This is a genomic window from Sphingomonas swuensis (assembly GCF_039538045.1).
GTDB classification, from domain to species: Bacteria; Pseudomonadota; Alphaproteobacteria; order Sphingomonadales; family Sphingomonadaceae; genus Sphingomicrobium; species Sphingomicrobium swuense.
This window is the reverse complement of the sequence record NZ_BAABBQ010000001.1, coordinates 2,328,553-2,350,484: the sequence shown is the minus strand read 5'-3', so window position 1 is coordinate 2,350,484 and position 21,932 is coordinate 2,328,553. Positions and strand designations below refer to the sequence as shown.

Here is a 21,932-nt window from a genome sequence, read left to right as displayed (position 1 = left end):
GAGGGCGTGCGAAGCATGGCGGCGACAAAAGCCGCTGAACTCCTACAGGTCAAGCCGGAAACGACGCGGCGTGCTCGCGGCGGAGCAGGGCTCGCAGGCGGCGGGCACCAAGCTCGACCCGGGCCCGCAGTTCCGGCGTCAGGCGTGGATCGTCCATCGCCAGCTGCAGCCGCAGGAGCATCGTCTGGCGACGCACCTGCTCGGACTTCAAAAGGGAAACTGGCTGGGTCATGCAACCGGAACAACGCTTTAGGCGGGCTCCGGTCGCATGGACCTTGGGCGAGGTCGCTCATCCAGGGATGGCACGGACGACGATGCTGGCGGTCAGGATGCTGTCGCTTGCCGCCCGCCGAGCGAGCTGGTCCCTGGCATCCTCCATCGCCGCGCTCCGGCAGCGGTTCTCGATCGTGCCCGGGAAGCCGACCGAGACCGGGGCGCAGACCCGCCCGCTCGCCGCGCGGAGCCGGCGATCGAGCAGCAGGCGGTCGTCCTTGCTGGCAAGGTCGAGCCCGGCAAGCGAGACCCTCTCGGTCAGCAACTCGGACTGGCGCGGAGCGGTGACGGTGAGGTCCCGGGCGGCGGCGGGCGGAGCGGCGAGAACGGCCACGGCGCTCGCCGCGAGGATGAGGGCGAGGGCCGCTCCGGCGGCGCTCCGCAGCAGGTTGGTGGACATGGCTTCTTCCCTTGTCATGCCCGCCCGGCGCATCCGGACGGGTGACTTGGGAATAGGCTTTGGGCCGCGCCTCCGCTCGGCAGGTTCGATCGACGCGAGGCGCGACTTCGACCTGACGGCGAACGCGAGCTTCCAGACGACGGATCGGCAAACGGCGGAAAACAGCTGTTCAGAGCCGTCTTCCGCCGGCGATTTCGCTTGGTTTAGAAGCTGCTGGTGCCACCGCCGCCGGTGGTCGTCTCATGGTGCCGCTGGCCCTGGCCGAGCCCGTCCTGCCCGAAGGAGGAGGACTGCGGGTCCTCGCCCAGGCCGCCCTGGCGGTCCCTGTCGCCGCCCTGCGCGAACTGGTCAGAGCCGCCCTCGGTCCGGCCGCTGGCGAAGCGGAGGGCGCTGCCGTCATCCTGGGCTTCCGAGAAGCTGTGCGACTGGCCCGTCGCCACGCCCTGGTCGACCGGTGAGCTGTCGCGGCTCATGCCCTGCTGGCCCATCGATCCGCCGCGGCCGGTCTCGCTCATCAGCGCATCGTGGAGCAGCCGCTTGGCCTGCTCGGCGAGCTTCTTCTGGCTGTCCAGCGCCTGCTGGAAGAACTGGCGGTGCTCCGCGCTTCCGCCGGCATCGCCCATGTAGGTCTGGCAATTCTCCACGCCCTGCAGCGCATGGTAGAGCACGGCGGTCAGGTCATAGGTGCTGTCGCGAGTGCCGGTCTTGCTGCCCTGGTCGCCGCTCATGTTGCTGTTGTCCATGCCGTCTCTCTCCTGCCGCTGGACCGGCCGGGGATGCCGATCGGGTAAGGGGTAACGCTTCGCGCAGGGCGGCGACGCTCGGTTCACCGCAGCCGCATTGCCTCCTTCCTCAACCGTCGGGAGGGCGCAGCCGACCGTTCGTCGAAGGCGGATTGCCGCTCGTCGGTCCTGCCCCAAGCTGCAGGAAAGTCTTCGAACCAGGGGAGTGCACCATGTCCGTGTCGATCCGAGCCGCGCTGCTGGGCGCGCTCATGACCAGCGCCATCGCCATGCCGACGGCCGCGGCCGCCCAGGCGACCAAGCTCGGCGCGCCGACCATCCCCTTCACCGAGCGCAAGCTTGCGAACGGCCTTCGGGTGATCGCCATCCGCGACACCAGCACGCCCGACGTCACCGTCTCGATGTGGTATGAGGTCGGCTCCAAGCACGACCCCGAGGGCCGTTCGGGCTTCGCCCACCTGTTCGAGCACATCCTCAGCCGCAAGACGGTGAACATGCCCTACAACACCATCAACAAGATGGTGGACGACATCGGCGGCACCCGCAACGCCAGCACCTGGTACGACCGCACCAACTATTACGAGACCGTCCCCGCGCAATATCTCGAGCGGATGCTGTGGACCCACGCCGAGCGAATGGCGCGGCCGGTGATCGACAAGGAAGTGTTCGAGACCGAGCGGAACGTCGTCAAGGAAGAGCTTCGCCAGCGGGTCCTCGCCCCGCCATACGGCCGGCTCTACTCCTTCGCGCTCGGCGAGAATGTCTACAACGTGCTTCCGCATCGGCGCCCGACCATCGGCAGCATTTCTGACCTCGACAGCGCCACGCTCGAGGATGCGCGCGCCTTCCATGAGGCCTTTTACGGTCCCGACACGGCGACGCTGATCGTCTCGGGCAATTTCGAACCGAGCCAGCTTGATGCGCTGGTGAACAAGTATTTCGCCGCGGTGCCCAAGCGGCCGCGCCCCGCGAGCCTCGCGATCAAGGGCAAGGACCGGCCTCTGAACGGGCGGCGGGTCAGTGCGACCGGCCCCAACGTTCCGCTGCCGATCGTCGGTGCGGCCTGGCAGACGCCGGGTGCGGCCAGCACCGACATGGCCGCGATGGAGGTGCTCGACGCCATCCTGACCCGCGGCGACAGCAACCGGCTCGAGACCGCGCTGGTCAAGACGGGCCTGTCGACGCGCCCGATCAGCCAGCTCAACGACACCGAGGAGCAGGGCTATTATGCGCTGATGGCGATCGTCGCCAGCGGTCGCGAACCCGAGGTGGTCGCGACCGAGCTCGCCCGGACTCTCGACGCGCTGCGCAAGTCGGGGCCGACTGCCGCCGAGCTGGCCGAGGCCAAGAACGAGCTGCTCTCGGCCGGACTTGAGGAGCGCGAGGTGGCGAGCAGCCGTGCCTTCACGCTTGGCGAAGGTCTGGTCCGGACCGGCGATCCGCGTGCCGCCGACAAGCGGCTGGCCGCCGTCACCCGGGTGACCGCCGCCGATGTCCAGCGCGTCGCCCGCACCATCCTCGACCCGGCGAAGAGGATCGAGCTTCGCTACGCCAAGGGCGACGGCGAGGCGAAGGGCTGGGCCAATCCGACCCCGCTGCCACGCTTCGCAAGTCCGCCGCCGGCCGCCCGGCCGCCGCTGGCGCTGCTGCCCGAGGGCCAGCGCCAGGCGCCGCCCGCGCCGGGGACTCCGGCCCAGTTCCGCATGCCGGCGCTCAGCGAGACGACGCTCGGCAACGGGATGAAGCTCGTCACCGCGCGCACCGGCAACGTGCCGCTGGCGACGCTGACCGTCGCGATCCGTGCCGGAAGCGCGGTCGAGCCGCGCGCCAAGGCCGGGCTCGCCAGCATGGTCGCGAACATCGCCAGCAAGGGCACGACCACCCGCTCGGCCGATCAGATCGCGGCGGGACTCGAGCGGCTTGGCGCCGACCTCTCGGCCAATGCCTCCCTCGACGGCACCGTGCTGTCGCTGACCGCGCCCGTCGCGACCATGCCGCAAGCGGCCGAGATCCTCGGCGACATCCTCGCCAACTCGACCTTCCCCGAGGAGGATTTTGCGCGCGAGAAGAAGCGGTCCTTGGACGGGCTCCAGGTGGCGCTCAAGGATCCGGGACAGATCGCCGGGCTGGCGCTGCCGCCGGTGGTGTTCGGAAGCGCGCCCTACGGCACGGTCGCAAGCCCGGCGACGATCGCAGGGCTGACCCGCGCCGACCTCGCCCAGTTCCGCTCGACCTGGTGGCGGCCGGACCTCGCCACCGCCTTCGTCTCGGGCGGGATCGATCCGGCGCAGGCCCGGCAGATCGCCGAGAAGGCGCTCGGCGGCTGGCGTGCGACCGGCGCCGCGCCGGCGCTTCCGAGCGACGTCGCAGGCTCCGAGCAGGCCCCGCGCACGCTGGTCATCGACCTTCCCGGCGCGGGCCAGGCGACGGTGGTCGCAGCGGTCCGCGGCGTGCCGCGGTCGGACGCCGGCTATTATGACGCGCTGCTCGCCAACAGCATCCTCGGCGGCTCGTCGACCGGACGGCTGTTCCAGGAGATCCGGGTCAAGCGGGCGCTGAGCTACGGCGCGTCGAGCTCGCTTGCAGCGGGGCTCGGAAGCGGGACGCTGTCGGCCAGCGCCTCGACCAAGAACGAGAGCGCCGCCGAGGTGGCGCAGGTGTTCCTCGACCAGTTCAGCCGGATCGGGAGCGAGCCGCTCACCGCGGCGGACGTCGAGAACCGCAAGACCTTCATGGTCGGCAGTTTCCAGCGCTCGCTCCAGAGCAGCGCGGGCTTCAACAGCCAGCTGGCCGGTGCCTCGCTGCGCGGCGTCTCTCCGACGGAGCAGCTGGCCTATGCCGAGCGGGTGCGGGCGGTCGGCGGGACCGCGGCGACGAGCGCGATCGGACGGCTGCTCCAGCCCAGTCGCGTCAGCTTGGTGATCGTCGGCGACTCGGCCAAGTTCATCGACAAGGTCCGCGCGATGCGGCCCGACGTGATGGTGGTCCCGGCCGACCAGCTCGACCTCAGCACCCTCGGGATCGCCCGCTAGTCTAGAGGGCCTGGGCGGCGGCCACCCCGCTCGCCCAGGCCCACTGGAAATTGTAGCCGCCGAGCCAGCCGGTGACGTCGACCGCCTCGCCGATGGCGTAGAGGCCGGGCACCCGCCGCGCCTCCATCGTCTGCGAACTGAGTTCGGCGGTGCTGATCCCGCCGACGGTCACCTCGGCCTTGGCGAAGCCCTCGGTCCCGTTGGGCTGGAACGGCCAGCCGGACAGTCGCTCCTCGGCGGCGGCGAGCACCTTGTCGGGTGCATTGGCGAGGTCGCCGGCGACCCCGATCTTCTCGGCCAGCGTGTCGGCGAGTCGGCCGGGAAGATGCTCGCCGAGGAGGGTCGCGAGCCGGGCCTTCGGCCGCTGGCGCTTGGCCTCGCGCAGCCAGCCGGAGCCCGCCTCGGGCAGGAAGTCGATCGCGACCGCCTGGCCGTGGCGCCAGTAGCTCGAGACCTGGAGGATGGCGGGACCGCTCATCCCCTTGTGGGTGAACAGGGCGGCCTCGCGGAAGGCGGCCTTGCCGCAGCGCGCCTCGACCGGAGTGGCGACTCCCGACAGCTCGCGGAACAGCGCCTCGTCGCCGCCGAGGGTGAGGGGCACGAGGGCAGGGCGTGGCTCGACCACCTTGAGGCCGAACTGGCGGGCAAGGTCGTAGGCGAAGCCGGTCGCGCCGAGCTTGGGGATGGACGGACCGCCGGTGGCGATGACGAGGCTGGGCGCCTCGGCTTCATGCTCTCCCGCCGAGACCCGGAAGCGGCCGTCGGCATGGTCGACCGAGCGGATCGGGGCGCCGCAGGCGATGGTCGCTCCGCCGACCTCGCACTCGCCCATCAGCATCGCGACGATCTGGCGGGCCGAGCCGTCGCAGAAAAGCTGGCCGAGGGTTTTCTCGTGCCAGGCGATGCCGTGCTTCTCGACGAGATCGAGGAAGTCGCGGGGCGTGTAGCGGGCGAGCGCCGAGCGGGCGAAGTGGGGATTGGCGCTGAGGTAGCGGTCGGGGGCGGTGCCGAGGTTGGTGAAGTTGCAGCGGCCACCGCCCGAGATGAGGATCTTGCGGCCGGGCTCGGGCGCATGGTCGAGGATCAGCACCCTGCGCCCGCGCTGGGCCGCCACCGCGGCGCACATCAGCCCGGCGCCACCGGCACCGAGGATGATGGCGTCGAACCGCTGCGCCCCCCCGGCCAGCGGCTAGTTCCCTTCGAGCGGGAGCGTGTCGCGCTCCCCGGTCTCGTCGTCGACCGAATCCTCGTCGTCGAGCGCCATGCCCGAGGCCGCGCCGGTGGCGTCGGTGTCGAGCGGCAGTGCGCCCGCCTCGGCCTCGGCGACGTCGCGGGCGAGGAATTCGAGCTCGATCCCGCTCGACGCGTCGCCGGCGAGTTCGTTGGGGCTGGCGAGCGGGTGGGCGTCGCTGAACTCGGCGTCGTCGGCCTTGATCTGCTGGTCGTCGTCGCGGGGCGTGTCGGTCATGGTCATGGATCTCCTACAGCCTCCTCAACGAGGAAGGGGCCGGAGCGTTGCCGCTCCGACCCCTTCTTGTTCAAGCGCGGTCGTTGCCGACGTCAGGCGACGCCCTCTTCGAGCTGGACCTTGATGCCCGGGCCCATCGAGGAGCTGATCGCCGCCTTCTTGAGATACTTGCCCTTGGCCCCGGCCGGCTTGGCGCGGGTGATGGCGTCGACGAACGCGTCATAGTTGGCGCGCAGGTCGGCGGCATCGAAGCTCGCCTTGCCGATGCCGGCGTGGATGATGCCCGCCTTCTCGACACGGAACTCGATCTGGCCGGCCTTGGCGTCGGTGACCGCCTTGGTCACGTCCATGGTCACGGTGCCGAGCTTCGGGTTCGGCATCAGGCCCTTGGGACCGAGCACCTTGCCGAGGCGACCGACGACACCCATCATGTCCGGGGTCGCGATGACGCGATCATAGTCGATCTTGCCGGCGACCATCTCTTCCATCAGGTCCTCGGCACCGACGCGGTCGGCGCCGGCGGCAGTGGCCTCGTCGGCCTTGCCACCCTTGGCGAAGACGGCGACGCGGACGGTCTTGCCGGTGCCCTTGGGCAGGTTGACGACGCCGCGGACCATCTGGTCGGCGTGGCGCGGATCGACGCCGAGGTTCAGCGCGACTTCGATCGACTCGTCGAACTTGGCGGTGGCGAGGCTCTTGGCGAGCGCGATGGCTTCATCGACGCCGTAGAGCTTCTCGCGGTCGATCGCGGTTGCCAGGCTCTTCTGCTTCTTGGTCTGCTTGGCCATCTGCTCAGCCCTCCACAACCTGGAGGCCCATCGCGCGAGCGGAGCCTTCGATGATCTTGGTCGCCGCTTCGATGTCGTTGGCGTTGAGATCCTTCATCTTGGTCTCAGCGATCTCGGACAGCTGCGAGCGCTTGATGGTCCCCGCGGAGACCTTGCCCGGCTCCTTCGAACCCGACTTGAGGCCGGCGGCCTTCTTGATCAGGAACGAGGCGGGCGGGGTCTTGGTGGCGAAGGAGAAGCTGCGATCCGCATAGACGGTGATCACCGTCGGGATCGGCATGCCCTTTTCCATCTCCTGCGTGGAGGCGTTGAACGCCTTGCAGAATTCCATGATGTTGACGCCGCGCTGACCCAGCGCAGGGCCGATCGGCGGGGACGGATTGGCGGCGCCGGCCGGCACCTGCAACTTGATATAGCCGGTAATCTTCTTGGCCATGTCACTCTCTTCTGGGCACGGGGCCCGTTCAGTCGAGCGGTGTTAGCGGACGCCCGAGGACGTCCTCCCGCAATTGGCTCCAGTGATGCTGGAAGGGCGCGCCCCTAGCAGAGGTGTGGCCGAGCGGCAAGCGTCGGGCGAGTCGCGGCGTGGCGAAGTTCTCGAAGTTCCCGGGGTGCGGGGGTCCGGCGCGGATCGAAGTTCTCGAAGTTCCCAGGGTCCGGGGATGGCGCGAGGCGCGCGGCCTCATAATTGCGTGTCCCGCACGCCGCAGCTGTGACTGCGGAGCGACAGCGCAAACAGAGGAGAAAAGGGCGGATCGTGCGCACGCCGGCGAGGCAAGCAGGCGAAATCCTACTTTGCAAGGATCGGCCGCGACTGGCCATTGCTGCGCAGGCCGGGCTGGTCGATGATGGCGCATGGACTTTCATGAAGTGGATCAGCTCGCTCGACGAACTCCTCTACGAGGTCATGAGCTGGCTGCTGTTCTTTCCGTTGACCCTGGGGCGCGCGATCGTGCGCCCGCTCAGGACGATGGCGTCGGTCAAGCCGCAGTTCCTGCTTCCCGACGAGCAGCAATTTTCCGAGCTGCTCAGTCCGCCGCTGTTCCTCGCGCTGGCGCTGCTGCTCGCCCATGCGATCGCCATGGCGCTCGGCCAGCCCGACGAGATCGTCAACAACCAGCACGGGCTCGCGGCCCTGGTCGACGATGCCGCCTCGGCGCTGGTGCTCCGGGTGATCGTCTTCGCGAGCTTTCCCCTGTTCCTTGCCGCTCGCTTCGTCCGGCGGAGCGGTGTCAGGCTCAGCCGGATCTCGCTGCGGGAGCCCTTCTACGAGCAATGCTTTCCCGCGGCGGTCTTCGCGCTCGGGATCAGCACCGGCACCAACCTGCGGGCAGCCGGGGCGCATTGGACCCTGATCGGGAACGCGCTGCTGGTCGCGAGCTTCCTCTATCTGCTGGTGGTCGAGATTCGCTGGTTCGCGATCAGCGGCGACGGCCGCCACGGTCGCGCCGCAGCCAGTGTCGCCATCGGCCTGCTAGAAGGCGCACTATTCGTGCTTCTGGTTGGATTCGCCTTCACACGGTAGGCCGCTGCTACCGGATGGCGGTACAGGTCGCCGCCATCGACAGCTTCCGCGGGCTTCTGCGGCCAGGTCGGCCGGGAGAGCCGGCGCTTCCGAGGTCAAGCCTCCTGCCGGCGCATCCGGGCGACCAGTTCGGCGAGGCTGGGCTTCTGGCCCTGGGCGAGCAGGCTGGCGCGGAACAGGCGGCCGAGCAGAACCAGCTCGAGCGCGACGAAGGCGAGCAGGAGCAGCCCTGAGCCGATTACCTCCCAGGCCGGGATGCCCATGCCCAGTCGGGCGAGCACCGCGAACGGAGTCCAGATCGGAACCCAGGTGAGGACGGTGATTCCGACCCCCTGGCCGCCCGAGAGGATGCCCTGGATGAGGATGGTGATCGGCAGCAGGATGACGAGGATGATCGGCATCAGATAGCCCTGCGCGTCGTTCATGCTGTCGCTAATCGCGCCGACCGCGAGGAACAGCACCGAGATGGCGATGTAGCCGACGACGAAGAAGAAGATCATCGCGGCGATCGTGCCGGGCGAGGTCAGCGGGTCGAGCGCCGGGCGGATCATGTCGGCGATCGCGCCCTGCGTCGCATAAGCGGCGACGAGGCCGCAGCCGATCCACACCGCGATCATGGTCAGCCCGACCGCGACGGTGCCGAACAGCTTGCCGTACATCAGCTCCTCGGGGCTGACCGCGGCGAGCACGGTCTCGAGGAGTTTGTTCGAGCGTTCCTCGATCGTGCCCTGGAGCATCCAGCTGCCCGACAGCATCAGTGCCATCATCAGCAGGTAGGAGGCGGCGAGCGGGAGGATCGAGCGGACCAGCAGCGCTTCCTTGGCGCCACCGCCGGGAGGCGGCTGGACCAGCGACAGCGCCGGTGTGATGGTGGCGGCGGCGGTGGCAACGTCGGGGGCGACCCCGCGGTCGGTCAGCAGGCGCTGGCGGAGCGAGCGGGTGAGCACCTCCTGGACGGTGGTGACGAAGCCGGTGTTGGGACGGCCGCCGGTCCACATCCGGACCGCGCCGGTGCGGGCGAAGTCGGCGGGGACGAGCAGCAGATAGTCCAGCCGCCTGGCGTCCTTGTCGTCTGGCCGGAGCAGCCCCTCGACCCGGGCGTCGATCGTCGCCGGGGTCGCCTGGCGAAGCTCTGCCGGGACGGGGACCAGTTCGTAATAAGGCTCGGGCTCGTCGAAGTCGGGAACGCCCTCGGGGACGAGCGGGGTGATCTGGCGGAGAGCGGCCTCGACCCCGCCGGCGGCGCCGAAACGGGTGACTTCCTCGTCGCTGAACCAGCGGTCGTGCTGCGACCAGAGCGCGCCGGGAGCGGTGGCGAGCTTGTGCCGCTGCACGTAGCGGCTGAGCTCGATCAGTCCGCGGCGCTGATGCTCGAGATCGAGCCGGGCGGTGATGGCCGCGGCGTTGCTTCCGTCACCCTGGTCGAGGACCATGATCCGGTCGGCCTCGTCCTTGTCCATGAAGCGCTGGGCGAGCGGGGCGATGGCGAAGGCGAGGGGGAGGATCAGGAGCGTCAGCCAGAAGCTGCGCATGCGGGTGATCTGGCGATATTCGCGGATCGCGACGAGCAGGATGTTGTTCATGCGCGCGCCTCCTGGGGGCCGACCATGTAGAGGAAGACGTCGTGGAGGCTCGGGCGTCGCTCCTCGAAGCGGCGGAGCGCGACTCCGTTGGCGGTGCAATGTTCGAGGAGGTCGCCAGCCTGGACTCCGGGGGCGAGCGATATCGTCTGGTCGCGCCAGCCCTCGCCGCGCTCGGTGCCGGCCTCGACGCTGGCGACCCCGGGAAGGGCGCCGAGGTCGCCGCGGGCGGTGACGGTGAGGCGGGCGGGAAGGAGATCGCGGGCCTCGTCGAGCGTGCCCTCGAAGCGCTTCTGGCCCTTGGCGAGGAGCAGCAGGCGGTCGCACAGGCGCTCGGCATGCTGCATCACGTGGGTCGAGAAGACGACGGTCGCGCCCTTGGCCGAGGCGCGCTTGATCTCGTCCTCGAGCAGGCCCTGATTGACCGGGTCGAGGCCCGAGAAGGGCTCGTCGAGGATCAGGAGGCGCGGACTGTTGACCACCGCGGTGGCGAGCTGGACCTTCTGCGCCATGCCCTTGGAGAGCTTGTCCATGGTCGACTTGGCGAAGTTCGAGAGGCCGAAGCGATCGAGCAAAGCGAGGCCCTCGGTGCGGGCATCGCCTGGGCTCATGCCCTTGAGGCGGCCGAAATAGGTGATGGTGTCGAGCGCGCTCATCGAGCGGTAGAGGCCGCGCTCCTCGGGCAGGAAGCCGAGGTGGACGGCATTCTCGCGGCCTGGCGGGCGGCCGAGGACCGAGATGCTGCCCGAGGTCGGACGGATGATGTCGAGGACCATTCGGAGCGAGGTCGTCTTGCCCGCGCCGTTGCCGCCGAGGAAGCCGAAGACCTCGCCCTCGCGCACCGCGAAGCTGAGATCGTCGACCGCGGCGAGGTCGCCGAAGGTCTTGCTGACATGCTCGAGCGCGAGCGCTGGTCCACTGGCCACGTTATTCCCCCTGATGTGATCGAGTGTGGCGGCCAGGCGGCAGGGGTCAAGCGCGAAGCCGCACCGCATGGCTGTTCGTCGGGCCACGCGCATCTTTCGTCGAACAGGGCCCGGCGAGGGCTGCCGACCGTTACCTCATCTCAAAGGAGACGAACATGCATGTGGTCAATCATGGGCGCGGGCGCCCCTTGCTGCTGGTGCACGGGCTGGGCAGCAGCGGCCACGCCTGGGAGCCGGTGCTGGCGCCGCTCGCCGAGGCACGACGCGTGGTCGTCATCGACCTTCCGGGGCACGGCCAGACCCCCGCCGAGGGCGACAGCGGGACCTTCGCCGGCCTCGTCCGCTCGGTCGCCGCGTGGCAGGATGCCAACGGGATGACGGGCGTCGACATGGTCGGAAGCTCGATGGGCGCTCGGCTCGTGCTCGAGCTGGCGCGGCAGGGACGGGCGGGTAACGTCGTCGCGCTCGATCCGGGCGGCTTCTGGGAAGGGTGGGAGCGGCAGCTGGTGGTGACCACCCTGTCGGCCTCGCGCGCCCTGGTGAAAGGGCTGAAGCCGGCGCTTCCGACACTGGCGGGCAACAAGGTCGGGCGCTCGGCGCTGCTGGCGCAGTTGTCGGCGCGGCCGTGGGCGCTCGACGGCAGCTTCGTCGCCGAGGAACTGCGCGCGCTGGCCGTGACGCCGACGGTGCCCTCGCTGATCAAGGACCTCGGCTACGGGCCCGGACAGGAAGGGGCCGAGCGGACCGGCGGACGGTTGGCGATCGGCTGGGGACGGCACGACCGGCTGTGCCTTCCGGTGCAGGCCAAGCGCGCGACCAAGCGCTTCCCGGGCGCGCGGCTCCACTGGTTCGAGCACAGCGGCCACTTCCCCTTGTGGGACGAGCCGCGCGAGACGGTGCGGCTGATCGCCGACACCTGCGGGTAGGCATGGTCGCCGTTGTGCGACAGTCATGCTGGAAGGTGTAGAAGCGCTCGATGCCCGCGACTGGAAGGATGCCGATGAAGAAGTTGCTCCCCGCACTGCTGGTGGCGTTCGCCGCGCCGGCGTCCGCCGCTGCCCCGCGCGAGACGGCGGTGCTTGCCGGAGGCTGCTTCTGGGGCCTCGAGGGCGTGTTCGAGCACGTTCGCGGCGTGACCGACGTGGTCTCGGGCTATGCCGGGGGAAGCGCCGCCGACGCGACCTACGAGCGGGTCAGCAGCGAGCGCACCGGCCATGCCGAGGCGGTTCGGATCACGTTCGACCCGCGGCAGGTGAGCTACCGGCAGCTGCTGACCATCTATGCGACGGTGGCGCACGACCCGACCCAGCTCAATCGGCAGGGTCCCGACAGCGGACCGAGCTACCGGTCGGCGATCTTTCCGCAGAGCCCGGCGCAGGCGACGGAGGCCCGCGGCTTCCTCGGGCGGTTGTCGGCATCGGGGACGTGGAAGCGGCCGATCGTCACCCGCATCGAGCAGGGACGCTTTTATCCGGCGGAGGCGTCGCACCAGGACTTCATGCGGCGCAACCCGAGCCACGGCTATATCGTCGTGAACGACCGGCCCAAGGTCGAGGCGCTGCGCAAGCGCTACCCGGCCTTCTGGCGGGGCTGAGCAGGCGGCTCCCGGGTCAGGCCCGGGAGAACGCGCCTGCGTAAGCTTACTTGACCAGTTCGACCTGCTCGAACTCGAGCTCGACCGGGGTGGCGCGCCCGAAGATGGAGACGCCGACCTTGACCCGACCGCGGTCGAAGTCGAGTTCCTCGACGACGCCGTTGAAGCTGGCGAACGGACCGTCGAGCACCTTGACGCTGTCGCCGATCTCATAGTCGACGCTGACCTTGGCCTTGGGCGCCGCGGCGGCGGCCTCTTCCTTGGTGTTGAGGATGCGCGCGGCCTCGGCCTCGCTGATCGCCTGCGGCTTGCCGTTCGGGCCGAGGAAGCCGGTCACCTTGGGGGTGTTCTTGACGAGGTGGTAGACGTCGTCGTTCATGCCGAGCTTGGCGAGGACGTAGCCCGGGAAGAACTTGCGGTCGCTGGTGACCTTCTTGCCGCGGCGGATCTCGGTGATCTTCTCGGTCGGGACCTCGACCGACTCGACCAGCTGCTCGAGGCCGAGGCGCTTGGCCTCGCTCACGATCGAATCGCGGACCTTGTTCTCGAAGCCGGAGTAGGCGTGGATGATGTACCAGCGGGACATGGGCAGACCTTAACCGAGCAAGCCGAGGAGGGAGCGGACGATCGCGGCGAACGCGCTGTCCACGGCGAAGAAGAAGAGGGCGAGGAGGCCGGTGAGGATGAACACCATCACCGCGGTGACCCAGGTCTCCTTGCCGGTCGGCCACACGACCTTGCCCGCTTCGCTGCGGACCTGGCGGATGAACTCGCCGGGAGATGTCTTGGCCATCTTTTGCCTCATAACAGATAGAAAAACGAGGTCCGCGGATGGCTCCGCCGGACCTCGGTTGCGAGCGCATGTAGCGTGGTGCCGCTGTTCCTTCAAGCGGGCCGTCACGGAAGTGCATTCCGTGCCGTCGATCCGGAGCGCAATGATGCGGCGTGATTGGCCAGGCCGACATTCGCGGGTCGGCGCGCTGCTTCGCTACGCGCCTCGCGGCGGCCTGGCAGGGGCAGGGGGACTCGAACCCACGACCCTCGGTTTTGGAGACCGATGCTCTACCAACTGAGCTATACCCCTAGGCCGCGGCGCGGGTACCCCGACTGGGGCCGCCATGCAAGCAAATGCTAGCGGTCGCTGTCCGATGCGACAGGAGCGACGAACTGGGCGAGGCCCGGGGGCACGTCGCGGATGCCGTTGGCGTCGAGCACGTGCCGGACGAGCCGTGCGTCGGGAACGATGCGAGTAAGGCTCGGAGCTGCCCAGGGCTTGCGGATCGAGGGATACATCATCATGGCACGAACGGTCCCAGAGAGCGTTCCCTGCGACAAGCCGATTAATACATCCAAGGTGAAATTTAACAGTCCCGTCAAGGATTTGACTGGGCTGAGCAAGAACGCTGTGAAGGTAGATGGGACATCGAACCCGTTGGGATTGCGGCGAAGTTACGGGATGGCACCGAGACGCCATTTCGCCGTTTTCCGGCTGGTTGGTGCCCCCTTCGCGGGGTTAATTGAAGGTGCTTCGACGGTCATGAAGGACAATGTGTTTGGACCCCGCAACGCCACGGAGTCGGTGACTCTCTCGTCGGAGGAGGCCGCGCTGGCCCACAGCCTGCTGGCCAAGCTGCTTGCCGGGAACAAGGGCAGGGAAGGAGAGGGCGGCGAAGAGGCGGCCGAGACCGAGGTGATGGTCGCGGCCCACGAAGACGTGCTCACCCTCGCCCGCGCGGTCTACCAGTCACGCAAGCGGCGGATCGAGCATTTCGGGCAGTCGCTGTTCAGCGAACCGGCCTGGGACATGCTGCTGGTGCTGTTCATCTACGGCGACCGCGGCGACCAGGTGTCGGTGACCAAGCTGGCCGAGTTCAGCAATTCGCCGCTGACCACCTCGATCCGCTGGCTCGACTATCTGGAGAGCCAGAAGCTGGTGGTGCGGACCCAGAGCTCGCACGATCGGCGCAAGAATTATGTCGAGCTGAGCGAGAAGGGCCGGCGGCTGCTGACCGAATATTTCCGCAGCCTGATCGAGGGCGGGACCGCGATCAGCGGGATCGGCGTCTGAGCGCCCGACGTCCGCCGGGCGCGTACGCTCAGGCGGCGATGTCGAGGGGCACGATCTCGCCCGAGAGATAGAGATTGCGCGCCTTGGTGCGCGACAGCTTGCCCGAGCTGGTGCGGGGAAGCGTGCGCGGGGCGATCAGCTCGACCACCGGCGAGATGCCGGTGATGGCGCGGACCCGCTCCTTGATGTCGTCCCTGAGGCGGCTGCGCTCCTCGAGGTCCGAGACCCGGCAGTGGACCAGCACCGCGGGCTGCTCCTCGCCCGACGGTCCGGTGATCGCGAAGGCGGCGATGTCGCCCGACTTGAAGCCGGGCAGCTGCTCCACCGCCCACTCGATGTCCTGCGGCCAGTGGTTGCGGCCGTTGATGATGATCATGTCCTTGGCGCGGCCGACGATGAAGATGTAGCCCGCCGAGAGGTAGCCCATGTCGCCGGTGTCGAGCCAGCCGCCGACCATGCAGGCGTCGGTCGCTTCCTTGTCGCGGAAATAGCCTTCCATGATCGAGGCGCCGCGAACCCATACCTTGCCGATCTCGCGGTCGGGAAGGATGGCGCCGTCGGCCGAGCGGATCTCGATCTCCATCCCTTCGACCGGGCGGCCGCAGTTGACGATCGCGCGGAAGCGCTTGGGCCGGTCCTGACCATCGGCGGCGGCAGCGCCCGAAAGCTGGCTTTCCTCGACCAGTTCCAGGCGGATGCCCTCGCCCGGCGGCATCAGGCTGACCGCCAGGGTCGCCTCGGCAAGGCCGTAGGAAGGGCAGAAGGCGCTGGCCTTGAAGCCGGCGCCGGCGAAGGCGTCGACGAAGGCCTGCATGACGTCGGGACGGATCATGTCCGCGCCATTGCCGGCGATCCGCCAGCGCGACAGGTCGAAGCGGTCCTGCGCCTTCAGCTGGCTCGACATGCGGCGGGCGCAGATGTCGTAGCCGAAGGTCGGCGAATAGGAGAGGGTGGTGCCGGGGTTGCGGCTGACGAGGTCGAGCCAGGCCAGCGGGCGGCGGGCGAAGTCCTCGGTCTTGAGATAGTCGACGCTGAGCTGGTTGGCGAGCGGCGAGAGGAAGCAGCCGACGAGGCCCATGTCATGATACCAGGGCAGCCAGCTGACGACCCGGTCGGTCGGCTCGACGTTGAGGCCAAGCCCATGCGCGCGGAGATTGTCGAGCAGCGCATGGTGGGTGACCGCGACCCCGTGGGGGAAGCGGGTCGAGCCGCTGCTGTACTGGAGATAGGCGATGTCCTCGGGCTTGGCCTGGGGCAGCGCGAGCGCCTCGTCGACGGGGGCGGCGGCGAGCTCTTCCCAGCTCATCGCGCGGACCTGGCGGCGGTCGCCCGCGGCGACGCAGAAGTCGGCAAGCTCGGAGGGATAGAGGAACAGTGCCGGGTCCGAGCTCGTCAGCATGACGGTCAGCTGCTCGACATAGGCCTCGCGCCCGCCGAAGCTGGTCGGGAGCGGCAGCGGGACCGGCCACAGGCCGGCGTAGATGGCGGCGAAGAAGCCGGCGGCGAACTCGGGCCCGGTCTCGGCGACGAGCGCGACGCGGTCGCCCGGCTCGAGGCCGAGGCCGATCAGGCGGCGCGCACCGGCGAGGGAGTCGCGGCGAAGCTCGGCATAGCCGTAGGCACGCGACAGCGTTCCGCGAGGATCGTGGAAGTTGAGGCCGCGGGTGCCGGTCGCGGCGAAGTCGAGCGCTTCCCCGAGCGTCGCGAAGTCGGCGATGCGGCGGGGAAGGTCGTCCAAGGTCGCAGTGGCGCCGGGGGGCGCAAGCTTGTTGTCCTTGGCGATGACGTCGAGCACGCGATGTTCCTGCTGTCTTGTTCGAACGGCCGGGCGGCACCAGACAGCCGCGATTGCCTCCGATGGTTGTTCGCGGGACACTGTGGCACAATCAAGGCGTGAGGGGTCGAGCCTAGGCATGGACGGGGATGAGGAGGGCGGCCGGAAGAGGCGCCAGCGGCGGGTTCCGAAGCCGCTCGACCGGGTCGCGCTGAACGATCTGGCGCTTCATTATGTCGCCCGCTTCGCCACCAGCCGGGCCAAGCTGTCGACCTACCTCAAGCGCAAGCTGCGCGAGCGCGGCTGGGATGGCGAGGGCGAGCCGGACCTTCCGGCGCTGGTCGCCAAGCTGACCGAGCAGGGGTTCGTCGACGACCGCGCCTTCGCCGAGGCCAAGGGCGCGAGCCTGACGAGGCGCGGCTTCGGCGGGCGCCGGGTGCGCGACGCGCTCAGCGTGGCGGGGATCGCCGAGGAGGATCGCGCGGGCGCGCTCGAGGCGGCCGAGGCGGCGGCGTGGCAGTCGGCGCTGCGTTTCGCCCAGCGCAAGCGGATCGGTCCCTATGCCGAGGAAGCGGCCGATCGCGACGGGCGGGCCAAGGCGCTGTCGGCGATGATGCGCGCCGGTCACGGCTTCGAGCTTGCCAGGCGAATCGTCGCCGCCGCGCCCGGCGAGCTACCCACTTCGGACTAAGCATAAAGGCGAGGTCGTTTTGGTTACGTAACCTTTTGCCACCTGCCTTCGGGCGTGGTATGCGTAGCCGGGTGAAACGGGAGTACGCGTCAGTCTCGGAACCGGATGGCAAGCAGGGATCCTCCGCGCAGGGGGAGACCGCGGCTTCGGACGAGTCTGCGATCCAGGTCACCGGGCGGGTCAAATGGTTCGACGCGACCCGCGGCTTCGGCTTCCTCATCAGCGACGACATCGAAGGCGACGTGCTGGTGCATTTTTCCGTCCTTCGCGACCATGGCCGGCGCTCGCTCCCCGAAGGAGCGGTTGTGACTTGCGACGTGGTGCGGCAGGATCGCGGACTGCAGGCGGCGCGCGTGCTGTCGATCGATCTGGACGAGGCGGTACCGGTACGGGCACCCGCCAGCGGCCATGACCGGGCCGACCGCGTTGCGCTGCTGGACGGCGCTGGGCCGTTCGAGCCGGTGGAGGTCAAGTGGTTCAATCGCGTCAAGGGCTATGGGTTCGTCAATCGGGTGGGATCGCCCGACCAGGACATCTTCCTGCACATGGAGACGGTGCGCCGAGCGGGCATCCTCGATCTCAATCCGGGCGACCGGATCGAGGCGCGGGTGGCCGAGGGGCGCAAGGGCCTGACCGCGGTCGACTTGCGACAGGACTGAAGCGGCTCGCGCTGCTGCTGGCGATCGCTCCGCTGGCGGTGAGTGCCGCCGCCTGCCAAGCGAACCAGAGCGGCGGTCCGCAGCTCGAGCGCAGCGCCGCCGGGCTCGAGCAGGTGCCGCTGACCATCCGCAGCGCGGGCGGCAAGGAGCATCGCTTCACCGTCGAGGTCGCGCGCACTCAGGACGAGCAGGCGCAGGGACTGATGAACCGCGACACGCTCGCGCCGGACCGGGGCATGATCTTCCCCCACGTGCCGCCGCGCCCGGCGAGCTTCTGGATGAAGAACACGCTGATCCCGCTCGACATGATATTCATCCGTCCCGACGGGACGATCAGCAGCATCGCCGAGAACACCGTTCCGCTGAGCCTCGAGCCGGTGACTTCGCTGGAGTCGGTCGGCGCGGTGCTCGAGCTTGCGGGCGGGCGCAGCAGCCAGCTCGGGATCAAGGCGGGCGACACGGTCAAGTGGTAGGCGGCCCGCGCTGAGCGGGGCACCGGCACAAGCGGGGCAGGGGAGCGGCGATCAGGTGTTGCTCCCCACCGCTCCGCCGCGCTAGGGGCTCGCCATGGGTTTTCTGGCCAGCATCTTCACCTGGTGGAACGGCGCCGGGTTCAGCACGCGGCTGTTCACGCGGCGGCACGGGCGCGAGGTCGGGCGCGACGCGGCCGGCAACGTCTATTTCGTGCACCGCAAGGATCCGCGCCGCCGGTGGGTGATCTACGAGGGCTCGAACGATGCCAGCCGGGCCCCGCCGCAGTGGCAGAGCTGGCTTCGTGGGCAGATCGCCGACGTCCCCGACAAGGCGATGCCGGCAGCCCGCACGTTCGAGAAGCCGGGCCTCCCCAACCTGTCGGGAACGGGCGAGACCTATCGTCCGGCGGGATCGCTCAGCCGGGGCGGGAAGCGCCCCGCGGCGACCGGCGACTACCAGGCCTGGACTCCGGACTGAGGTGAGGCAGCTCGGGCTCGCCTGCCTCGCGCTCGGCCTGACGCTGGCCGGGTGCGACCGGCTGCCGACCGGCAAGGAACCGCGCGCCGGGCAGGCGGCGGCGCCCAAGGCCAATGTGACGGCGACCCTCAACGAGCCGCTGGCGCCGGGGACGACCCCGATGGGCGAGCGGGTCGCGGTGCTCGGACTGCTCAACAAGCGCAACTCGATCTCGCGCGATCTGACGATGAAGCCGGGGCAGGCGCTGCGCGTCGACGATGACGTGATCGTCCGCCTCAAGGCCTGCGAGCGGACCCCGCCGTGGGAGTTCGACCAGCTGACCGGCGCCTTCGTCCAGGTCGACGTCCAGCAGCCAGGCGGCGGGTGGAAGCGGGTCTTCTCGGGCTGGCTCTACAAGGAAAGCCCGAGCCTCAACGTGGTCGAGCACCCGGTCTACGATGTCTGGCCCAAGAGCTGCGCGATGAACTTCCCGGCCGCGGCCGAGGATGCCGGCTCGCCCGAGGACGACAGCAGTCCGTCGAACGACTCCCAGGCGGACGGGTCGGCGGACGACCGCTCCAGCGCGACCCCTAGCAACTGAAGGTAGCGCGTCCGGGGGATCTCGACCGCTCCCAGTGAGGCGAGGTGCGGGGTCATGAACTGGCAGTCGAGCAAGGTGAAATGGCCGGTGCGAAGGCGCGCGACCAAGGCGGCGAGCGCGACCTTGGAGGCATCAGTCGCGCGGCTGAACATGCTTTCACCGAAGAAGGCGCGGCCGAGCGCCACCCCGTAGAGCCCGCCGACCAGGGCCTCGTCCTCCCAGACCTCGACCGAGTGGCCGAAGCCCTTGTCGAACAGGTCGAGCATGGCGCGCTCGATCGGGCCGTTGATCCACGTCTCCTCGCGGTCGGCGCAGCCGGCGACGACATCGGCGAAGGCGGTGTCGACGCTGACCCGGAAGCGACCCGAGCGGAGGCGCTTGGCAAGGCTTCGGCTGAGCCGGAAGCCGTCGAGGGGAAGGATCGCGCGATGCCTCGGCTCGACCCAGAAGAGGTCGTCGGTGTCACGCGAGTCGCTCATCGGGAACACGCCCGAGGCATAGCCGTGAAGCATCATCGAAGGGTCGAGCGGGCCGCTCATGGTGGGGGTCTAACGCATGGATGCGGCATGCGGTAGCGACTGCCTGTGTCCCGGCTCAGCGCAGCGCGGCGGCGACCTCGGCGGGGTCGATCGGCTTGCGCACCACGGCGAGGTGCGAGAGGTGCGGCGGGATCAGCCGGTCGCAGTCATAGCCGGTGCAGAAGATCACCCGCGCGCCCTGCTCGAGCAGCCGCTCGGCAACCGGGAAGCTGAACTCGCCGGCAAGATTGACGTCGAGCAGGGCGGCATCGGGACGCCGCTCCTCGGCAAGCGCAAGCGCCTCCGCGACCGTTGTCGCAATTCCGACCAGCCGGAAGCCGCGACGGGTCAGGATCCGCTCCATCTCCATCCCGATCAGCGCCTCGTCCTCGACGATCAGAAGCCGCTTGGGAGCGGCGGTGACCACCGGCTTTGCGGGCAGCGCTGACGCTTCCGGGATGGCGATTTCCTCTCCGCCGTCGCTGCGCGCGCGGGCGAGCTGGCCTGCGGGGAGGCGGAGGTGGACCTCGAGCCCGTCGTCGGTCCACTTGCGCTCGACTTCGCCGCCGAGCTGCCGTTCGATGCTGGCGGCGATTACCCGGCTTCCGAAGCCCGAGCGGTCGGACGGGCGGAGCGGGCCGCAGCCAAGCTCGCGCCAGTGAAGGTCGAGCCCACCGCCCTCGCTTCGCCGCCAGCTGACCATGAGGCGGCCGCTCTCGATCTTCAGCGCGCCATATTTGACGGCGTTGGTGGCCAGCTCGTGGAGGGTCAGGGCAAGGCTCTGCGCGGCGGCGGGGCGAAGCTGGAGGTCGGGTCCTTCGATGGTGACGCGCTGCTGATGGTCGAGGGCGTAGGGGGCAAGTTCCTCGACCACGAGGTCGGACAGGCTGACGGCTTCCCAGCGCCCGGCGGAAAGCAGGCTGTGCGCCCGCCCGAGCGACTGGATCCGGCCGACGACGCTCTCGCGGAAGGCGTCGGCATCCTGGGCCCGGCTGAGCTGGACGACCGACTGGACCACCGCGAGGAGGTTCTTGGCGCGATGGTCGACCTCGCGGGCGAGCAGCCGTTCGCGCTCTTCCAGGGCCTTGCGCTCGGTGATGTCGGTCGAGACCCCGACCATCCCGATGATCGCGCCGTCGGAATCGCGAAGCGGCGCCTTCAGCCCGCGCCACACGCGCGGCTCGCCGTCGCGCCCGGGCAGGGTTTCTTCGACTTCCGTCGGGCTCTCCGCGACCATCGCCGCGCGGTCGTTCTCCATCAGCGTGGCGGCAAGGTCCGCCGAGGCCCAGAAGGCGTCGGTCCGGCCGAGCAGCTCGCCGCGCACAGTGCCGGTGGCCTCGGCAACGGGCGTGTTGAGGTAGAGGTAGCGGCCGTTGAGGTCCTTGGCGAAGATCGCCATCGGGGCGCTGTCGTTGACCAGCCCGAGGATGGCTTCGAACCGAGCGAGTTCGTCGCGGGCGGAGAGCTCTCGCTCGCCCGCGGCGCGCAATTCGGCCTCGGTGTCGCGTTCGTCCACGGTGGCGGCGAGCAGCAGGGTAGTCGCCCCCGTGACCGCGAGAAATTGCTGCAGGATCAGCAGGCTGACGGCGCCGTCCGGACCCGCGACGAAGGGCCCAAAGCCGCTGTCGGTCCCGGCGATGGCGAACACGATCACCAGCAGGAGCGAGAGAAGCGCGCCGCGCGCTCGGAGCGCGAGGCTGGCCCAGCCGAGCGCCGGATAGACGGCCCAGGCGCGGGCGAGCGGCGGCCCGAAGAAGATGACGTGGGAAAGGATCGCGACCAGCAGCAGGATTGGCGGCAACCAGCGCCAGTCGAGTGGCCGCTTGCCGGTGCGCGCGCCAGCCGGCGACCAGGCCAGCAGGAGGGCGCCGATGGCGATGATCCCGACGAGATCGCCGACCAGCCACGACTGGAACACCATTGCCGTGGAGCCTGCGGCAAGGCTCCCCGCGAACTCAAGCGCTCCGACTCCCACCACGGCGGAAAGCAGGGCGGCGGCGACCGCTCCGACGAGGTAGATGAGGACGCTGCGCAGCCTGTCGAAGCGGATCGCGCCAGGGCCGCCGAAGCGGCGGACGAGGCCGGCAGCGACGACAGCCGCTGCCCCGTTGCCGATCCCGATCATCAATTGCGACCACAAGGGGTGGGTCGCACCGGTAAGCTGCGACGCGGTGACGAGGCCGAGCGCAATCGGGACCGCCATGGCGCGTCCGCCGAGACAGACCGCAGCCACTCCGACCCCGGCGGCCGGCCAGATCGGCGACGCGGCGCCGCTGACCATCGCCCATTGCAGGCCGAGGGCCGCGGTCAGCGTATAGGCAAGATAGGTGAGCAGCCCTCGCAGCAACCGGGCTGCGAAGGG

General features: G+C 69.3%; 24 protein-coding genes, 1 tRNA gene and 1 pseudogene. 10 read left to right on the top strand and 16 right to left on the bottom strand.

Translation table 11 applies throughout. From position 1 onward, the window contains the following. Positions 1 to 49 precede the first annotated feature (49 nt). From ABD727_RS11730 to ABD727_RS11720, 3 genes are all read right to left on the bottom strand, one after another. The gene (locus ABD727_RS11730) at positions 50 to 232 is read right to left on the bottom strand and encodes a hypothetical protein (protein ID WP_344707563.1); all 183 of its coding nucleotides are present in this window, start codon (positions 230 to 232) and stop codon (positions 50 to 52) included. 57 nt (positions 233 to 289) lie between these two features. Next, positions 290 to 673: a UrcA family protein gene (locus tag ABD727_RS11725; RefSeq protein ID WP_344707562.1), complete on the bottom strand. Its 384-nt coding sequence runs from the start codon at positions 671 to 673 to the stop codon at positions 290 to 292. A gap of 203 nt (positions 674 to 876) precedes the next feature. Further along, positions 877 to 1,416, bottom strand: a complete 540-nt coding sequence (locus ABD727_RS11720) for a hypothetical protein (RefSeq protein ID WP_344707561.1) — start codon at positions 1,414 to 1,416, stop codon at positions 877 to 879. 212 nt (positions 1,417 to 1,628) lie between these two features. On the opposite strand from ABD727_RS11720, the gene ABD727_RS11715 reads away from it, so the two are divergent. Further along, positions 1,629 to 4,448: a M16 family metallopeptidase gene (locus ABD727_RS11715; RefSeq protein ID WP_344707560.1), complete on the top strand. Its 2,820-nt coding sequence runs from the start codon at positions 1,629 to 1,631 to the stop codon at positions 4,446 to 4,448. A gap of 1 nt (position 4,449) precedes the next feature. Here ABD727_RS11715 and ABD727_RS11710 read toward each other — a convergent pair whose 3' ends face one another. From ABD727_RS11710 to rplK, 4 genes are all read right to left on the bottom strand, one after another. Further along, complete coding sequence (locus ABD727_RS11710) at positions 4,450 to 5,634, bottom strand: BaiN/RdsA family NAD(P)/FAD-dependent oxidoreductase (RefSeq protein WP_344708077.1); 1,185 nt, start codon at positions 5,632 to 5,634, stop codon at positions 4,450 to 4,452. Between the two features lie 3 nt (positions 5,635 to 5,637). Continuing rightward, positions 5,638 to 5,916 carry a hypothetical protein gene (locus tag ABD727_RS11705; RefSeq protein ID WP_344707559.1) on the bottom strand — a complete coding sequence of 93 codons (279 nt, stop codon included), beginning with the start codon at positions 5,914 to 5,916 and terminating at the stop codon, positions 5,638 to 5,640. Between the two features lie 92 nt (positions 5,917 to 6,008). Continuing rightward, positions 6,009 to 6,704 carry a 50S ribosomal protein L1 gene (gene rplA, locus ABD727_RS11700; RefSeq protein WP_344707558.1) on the bottom strand — a complete coding sequence of 232 codons (696 nt, stop codon included), beginning with the start codon at positions 6,702 to 6,704 and terminating at the stop codon, positions 6,009 to 6,011. A gap of 4 nt (positions 6,705 to 6,708) precedes the next feature. Further along, positions 6,709 to 7,140 carry a 50S ribosomal protein L11 gene (rplK, locus tag ABD727_RS11695; protein ID WP_344707557.1) on the bottom strand — a complete coding sequence of 144 codons (432 nt, stop codon included), beginning with the start codon at positions 7,138 to 7,140 and terminating at the stop codon, positions 6,709 to 6,711. Positions 7,141 to 7,569: 429 nt separating this feature from the next. Between rplK and ABD727_RS11690 the strand changes: the two genes are divergently transcribed. Beyond that, entirely contained in the window at positions 7,570 to 8,229 is a 660-nt protein-coding gene (locus ABD727_RS11690; RefSeq protein WP_344707556.1) for a hypothetical protein, read from the top strand. A 95-nt stretch (positions 8,230 to 8,324) separates the two neighbouring features. Here the strand turns inward: ABD727_RS11690 and ABD727_RS11685 are convergent, their stop codons facing one another. After that, the gene (locus ABD727_RS11685; protein ID WP_344707555.1) at positions 8,325 to 9,812 is read right to left on the bottom strand and encodes an ABC transporter permease; all 1,488 of its coding nucleotides are present in this window, start codon (positions 9,810 to 9,812) and stop codon (positions 8,325 to 8,327) included. Next, positions 9,809 to 10,735: an ABC transporter ATP-binding protein gene (locus ABD727_RS11680; RefSeq protein WP_344707554.1), complete on the bottom strand. Its 927-nt coding sequence runs from the start codon at positions 10,733 to 10,735 to the stop codon at positions 9,809 to 9,811. Before ABD727_RS11680 ends, ABD727_RS11685 begins: the two co-directional genes overlap by 4 nt. A gap of 155 nt (positions 10,736 to 10,890) precedes the next feature. Between ABD727_RS11680 and ABD727_RS11675 the strand changes: the two genes are divergently transcribed. Continuing rightward, positions 10,891 to 11,661 carry an alpha/beta fold hydrolase gene (locus ABD727_RS11675; RefSeq protein WP_344707553.1) on the top strand — a complete coding sequence of 257 codons (771 nt, stop codon included), beginning with the start codon at positions 10,891 to 10,893 and terminating at the stop codon, positions 11,659 to 11,661. 74 nt (positions 11,662 to 11,735) lie between these two features. Continuing rightward, on the top strand, positions 11,736 to 12,329 hold the full coding sequence (msrA, locus tag ABD727_RS11670; protein ID WP_344707552.1) for a peptide-methionine (S)-S-oxide reductase MsrA: 594 nt from the start codon (positions 11,736 to 11,738) through the stop codon (positions 12,327 to 12,329). Positions 12,330 to 12,375: 46 nt separating this feature from the next. On the opposite strand, the gene nusG is transcribed toward msrA, so the two are convergent. The 4 genes from nusG to ABD727_RS11650 form a co-directional block, all read right to left on the bottom strand. Then, the gene (gene nusG / locus ABD727_RS11665; protein ID WP_344707551.1) at positions 12,376 to 12,915 is read right to left on the bottom strand and encodes a transcription termination/antitermination protein NusG; all 540 of its coding nucleotides are present in this window, start codon (positions 12,913 to 12,915) and stop codon (positions 12,376 to 12,378) included. 9 nt (positions 12,916 to 12,924) lie between these two features. Continuing rightward, positions 12,925 to 13,122, bottom strand: coding sequence for a preprotein translocase subunit SecE (secE, locus tag ABD727_RS11660; RefSeq protein ID WP_344707550.1), 198 nt, complete (start codon positions 13,120 to 13,122; stop codon positions 12,925 to 12,927). A 215-nt stretch (positions 13,123 to 13,337) separates the two neighbouring features. Next, a tRNA-Trp gene (locus tag ABD727_RS11655) sits at positions 13,338 to 13,413 on the bottom strand. A gap of 47 nt (positions 13,414 to 13,460) precedes the next feature. Then, on the bottom strand, positions 13,461 to 13,628 hold the full coding sequence (locus ABD727_RS11650) for a hypothetical protein (protein ID WP_344707549.1): 168 nt from the start codon (positions 13,626 to 13,628) through the stop codon (positions 13,461 to 13,463). A 238-nt stretch (positions 13,629 to 13,866) separates the two neighbouring features. Between ABD727_RS11650 and ABD727_RS11645 the strand changes: the two genes are divergently transcribed. Further along, positions 13,867 to 14,397, top strand: a complete 531-nt coding sequence (locus ABD727_RS11645) for a MarR family winged helix-turn-helix transcriptional regulator (RefSeq protein ID WP_344707548.1) — start codon at positions 13,867 to 13,869, stop codon at positions 14,395 to 14,397. Positions 14,398 to 14,425: 28 nt separating this feature from the next. On the opposite strand, the gene ABD727_RS11640 is transcribed toward ABD727_RS11645, so the two are convergent. Then, complete coding sequence (locus tag ABD727_RS11640; protein WP_344707547.1) at positions 14,426 to 16,192, bottom strand: fatty acyl-AMP ligase; 1,767 nt, start codon at positions 16,190 to 16,192, stop codon at positions 14,426 to 14,428. Between the two features lie 118 nt (positions 16,193 to 16,310). Here ABD727_RS11640 and ABD727_RS11635 point away from each other — a divergent pair, with 118 nt between their 5' ends. The 5 genes and pseudogenes from ABD727_RS11635 to ABD727_RS11615 form a co-directional block, all read left to right on the top strand. Beyond that, positions 16,311 to 16,862, top strand: a complete 552-nt coding sequence (locus ABD727_RS11635) for a regulatory protein RecX (RefSeq protein WP_344707546.1) — start codon at positions 16,311 to 16,313, stop codon at positions 16,860 to 16,862. Between the two features lie 59 nt (positions 16,863 to 16,921). Beyond that, positions 16,922 to 17,521 (top strand): cold-shock protein, encoded by a 600-nt coding sequence (locus ABD727_RS11630; protein WP_344707545.1) that lies wholly within the window; start codon positions 16,922 to 16,924, stop codon positions 17,519 to 17,521. Positions 17,522 to 17,559: 38 nt separating this feature from the next. Then, positions 17,560 to 17,994: a DUF192 domain-containing protein gene (locus ABD727_RS11625; protein WP_344707544.1), complete on the top strand. Its 435-nt coding sequence runs from the start codon at positions 17,560 to 17,562 to the stop codon at positions 17,992 to 17,994. A 94-nt stretch (positions 17,995 to 18,088) separates the two neighbouring features. Continuing rightward, positions 18,089 to 18,472, top strand: coding sequence for an NADH:ubiquinone oxidoreductase subunit NDUFA12 (locus tag ABD727_RS11620; RefSeq protein WP_344707543.1), 384 nt, complete (start codon positions 18,089 to 18,091; stop codon positions 18,470 to 18,472). A 160-nt stretch (positions 18,473 to 18,632) separates the two neighbouring features. Beyond that, a pseudogene (locus ABD727_RS11615) lies at positions 18,633 to 18,869 on the top strand (DUF2155 domain-containing protein); the annotation flags it as partial. Between the two features lie 35 nt (positions 18,870 to 18,904). Here ABD727_RS11615 and aat read toward each other — a convergent pair. Continuing rightward, positions 18,905 to 19,591, bottom strand: coding sequence for a leucyl/phenylalanyl-tRNA--protein transferase (gene aat / locus ABD727_RS11610; RefSeq protein ID WP_344707542.1), 687 nt, complete (start codon positions 19,589 to 19,591; stop codon positions 18,905 to 18,907). A gap of 55 nt (positions 19,592 to 19,646) precedes the next feature. Next, positions 19,647 to 21,917 carry an HWE histidine kinase domain-containing protein gene (locus ABD727_RS11605; protein WP_344707541.1) on the bottom strand — a complete coding sequence of 757 codons (2,271 nt, stop codon included), beginning with the start codon at positions 21,915 to 21,917 and terminating at the stop codon, positions 19,647 to 19,649. Between the last annotated feature and the right edge of the window lie 15 nt (positions 21,918 to 21,932).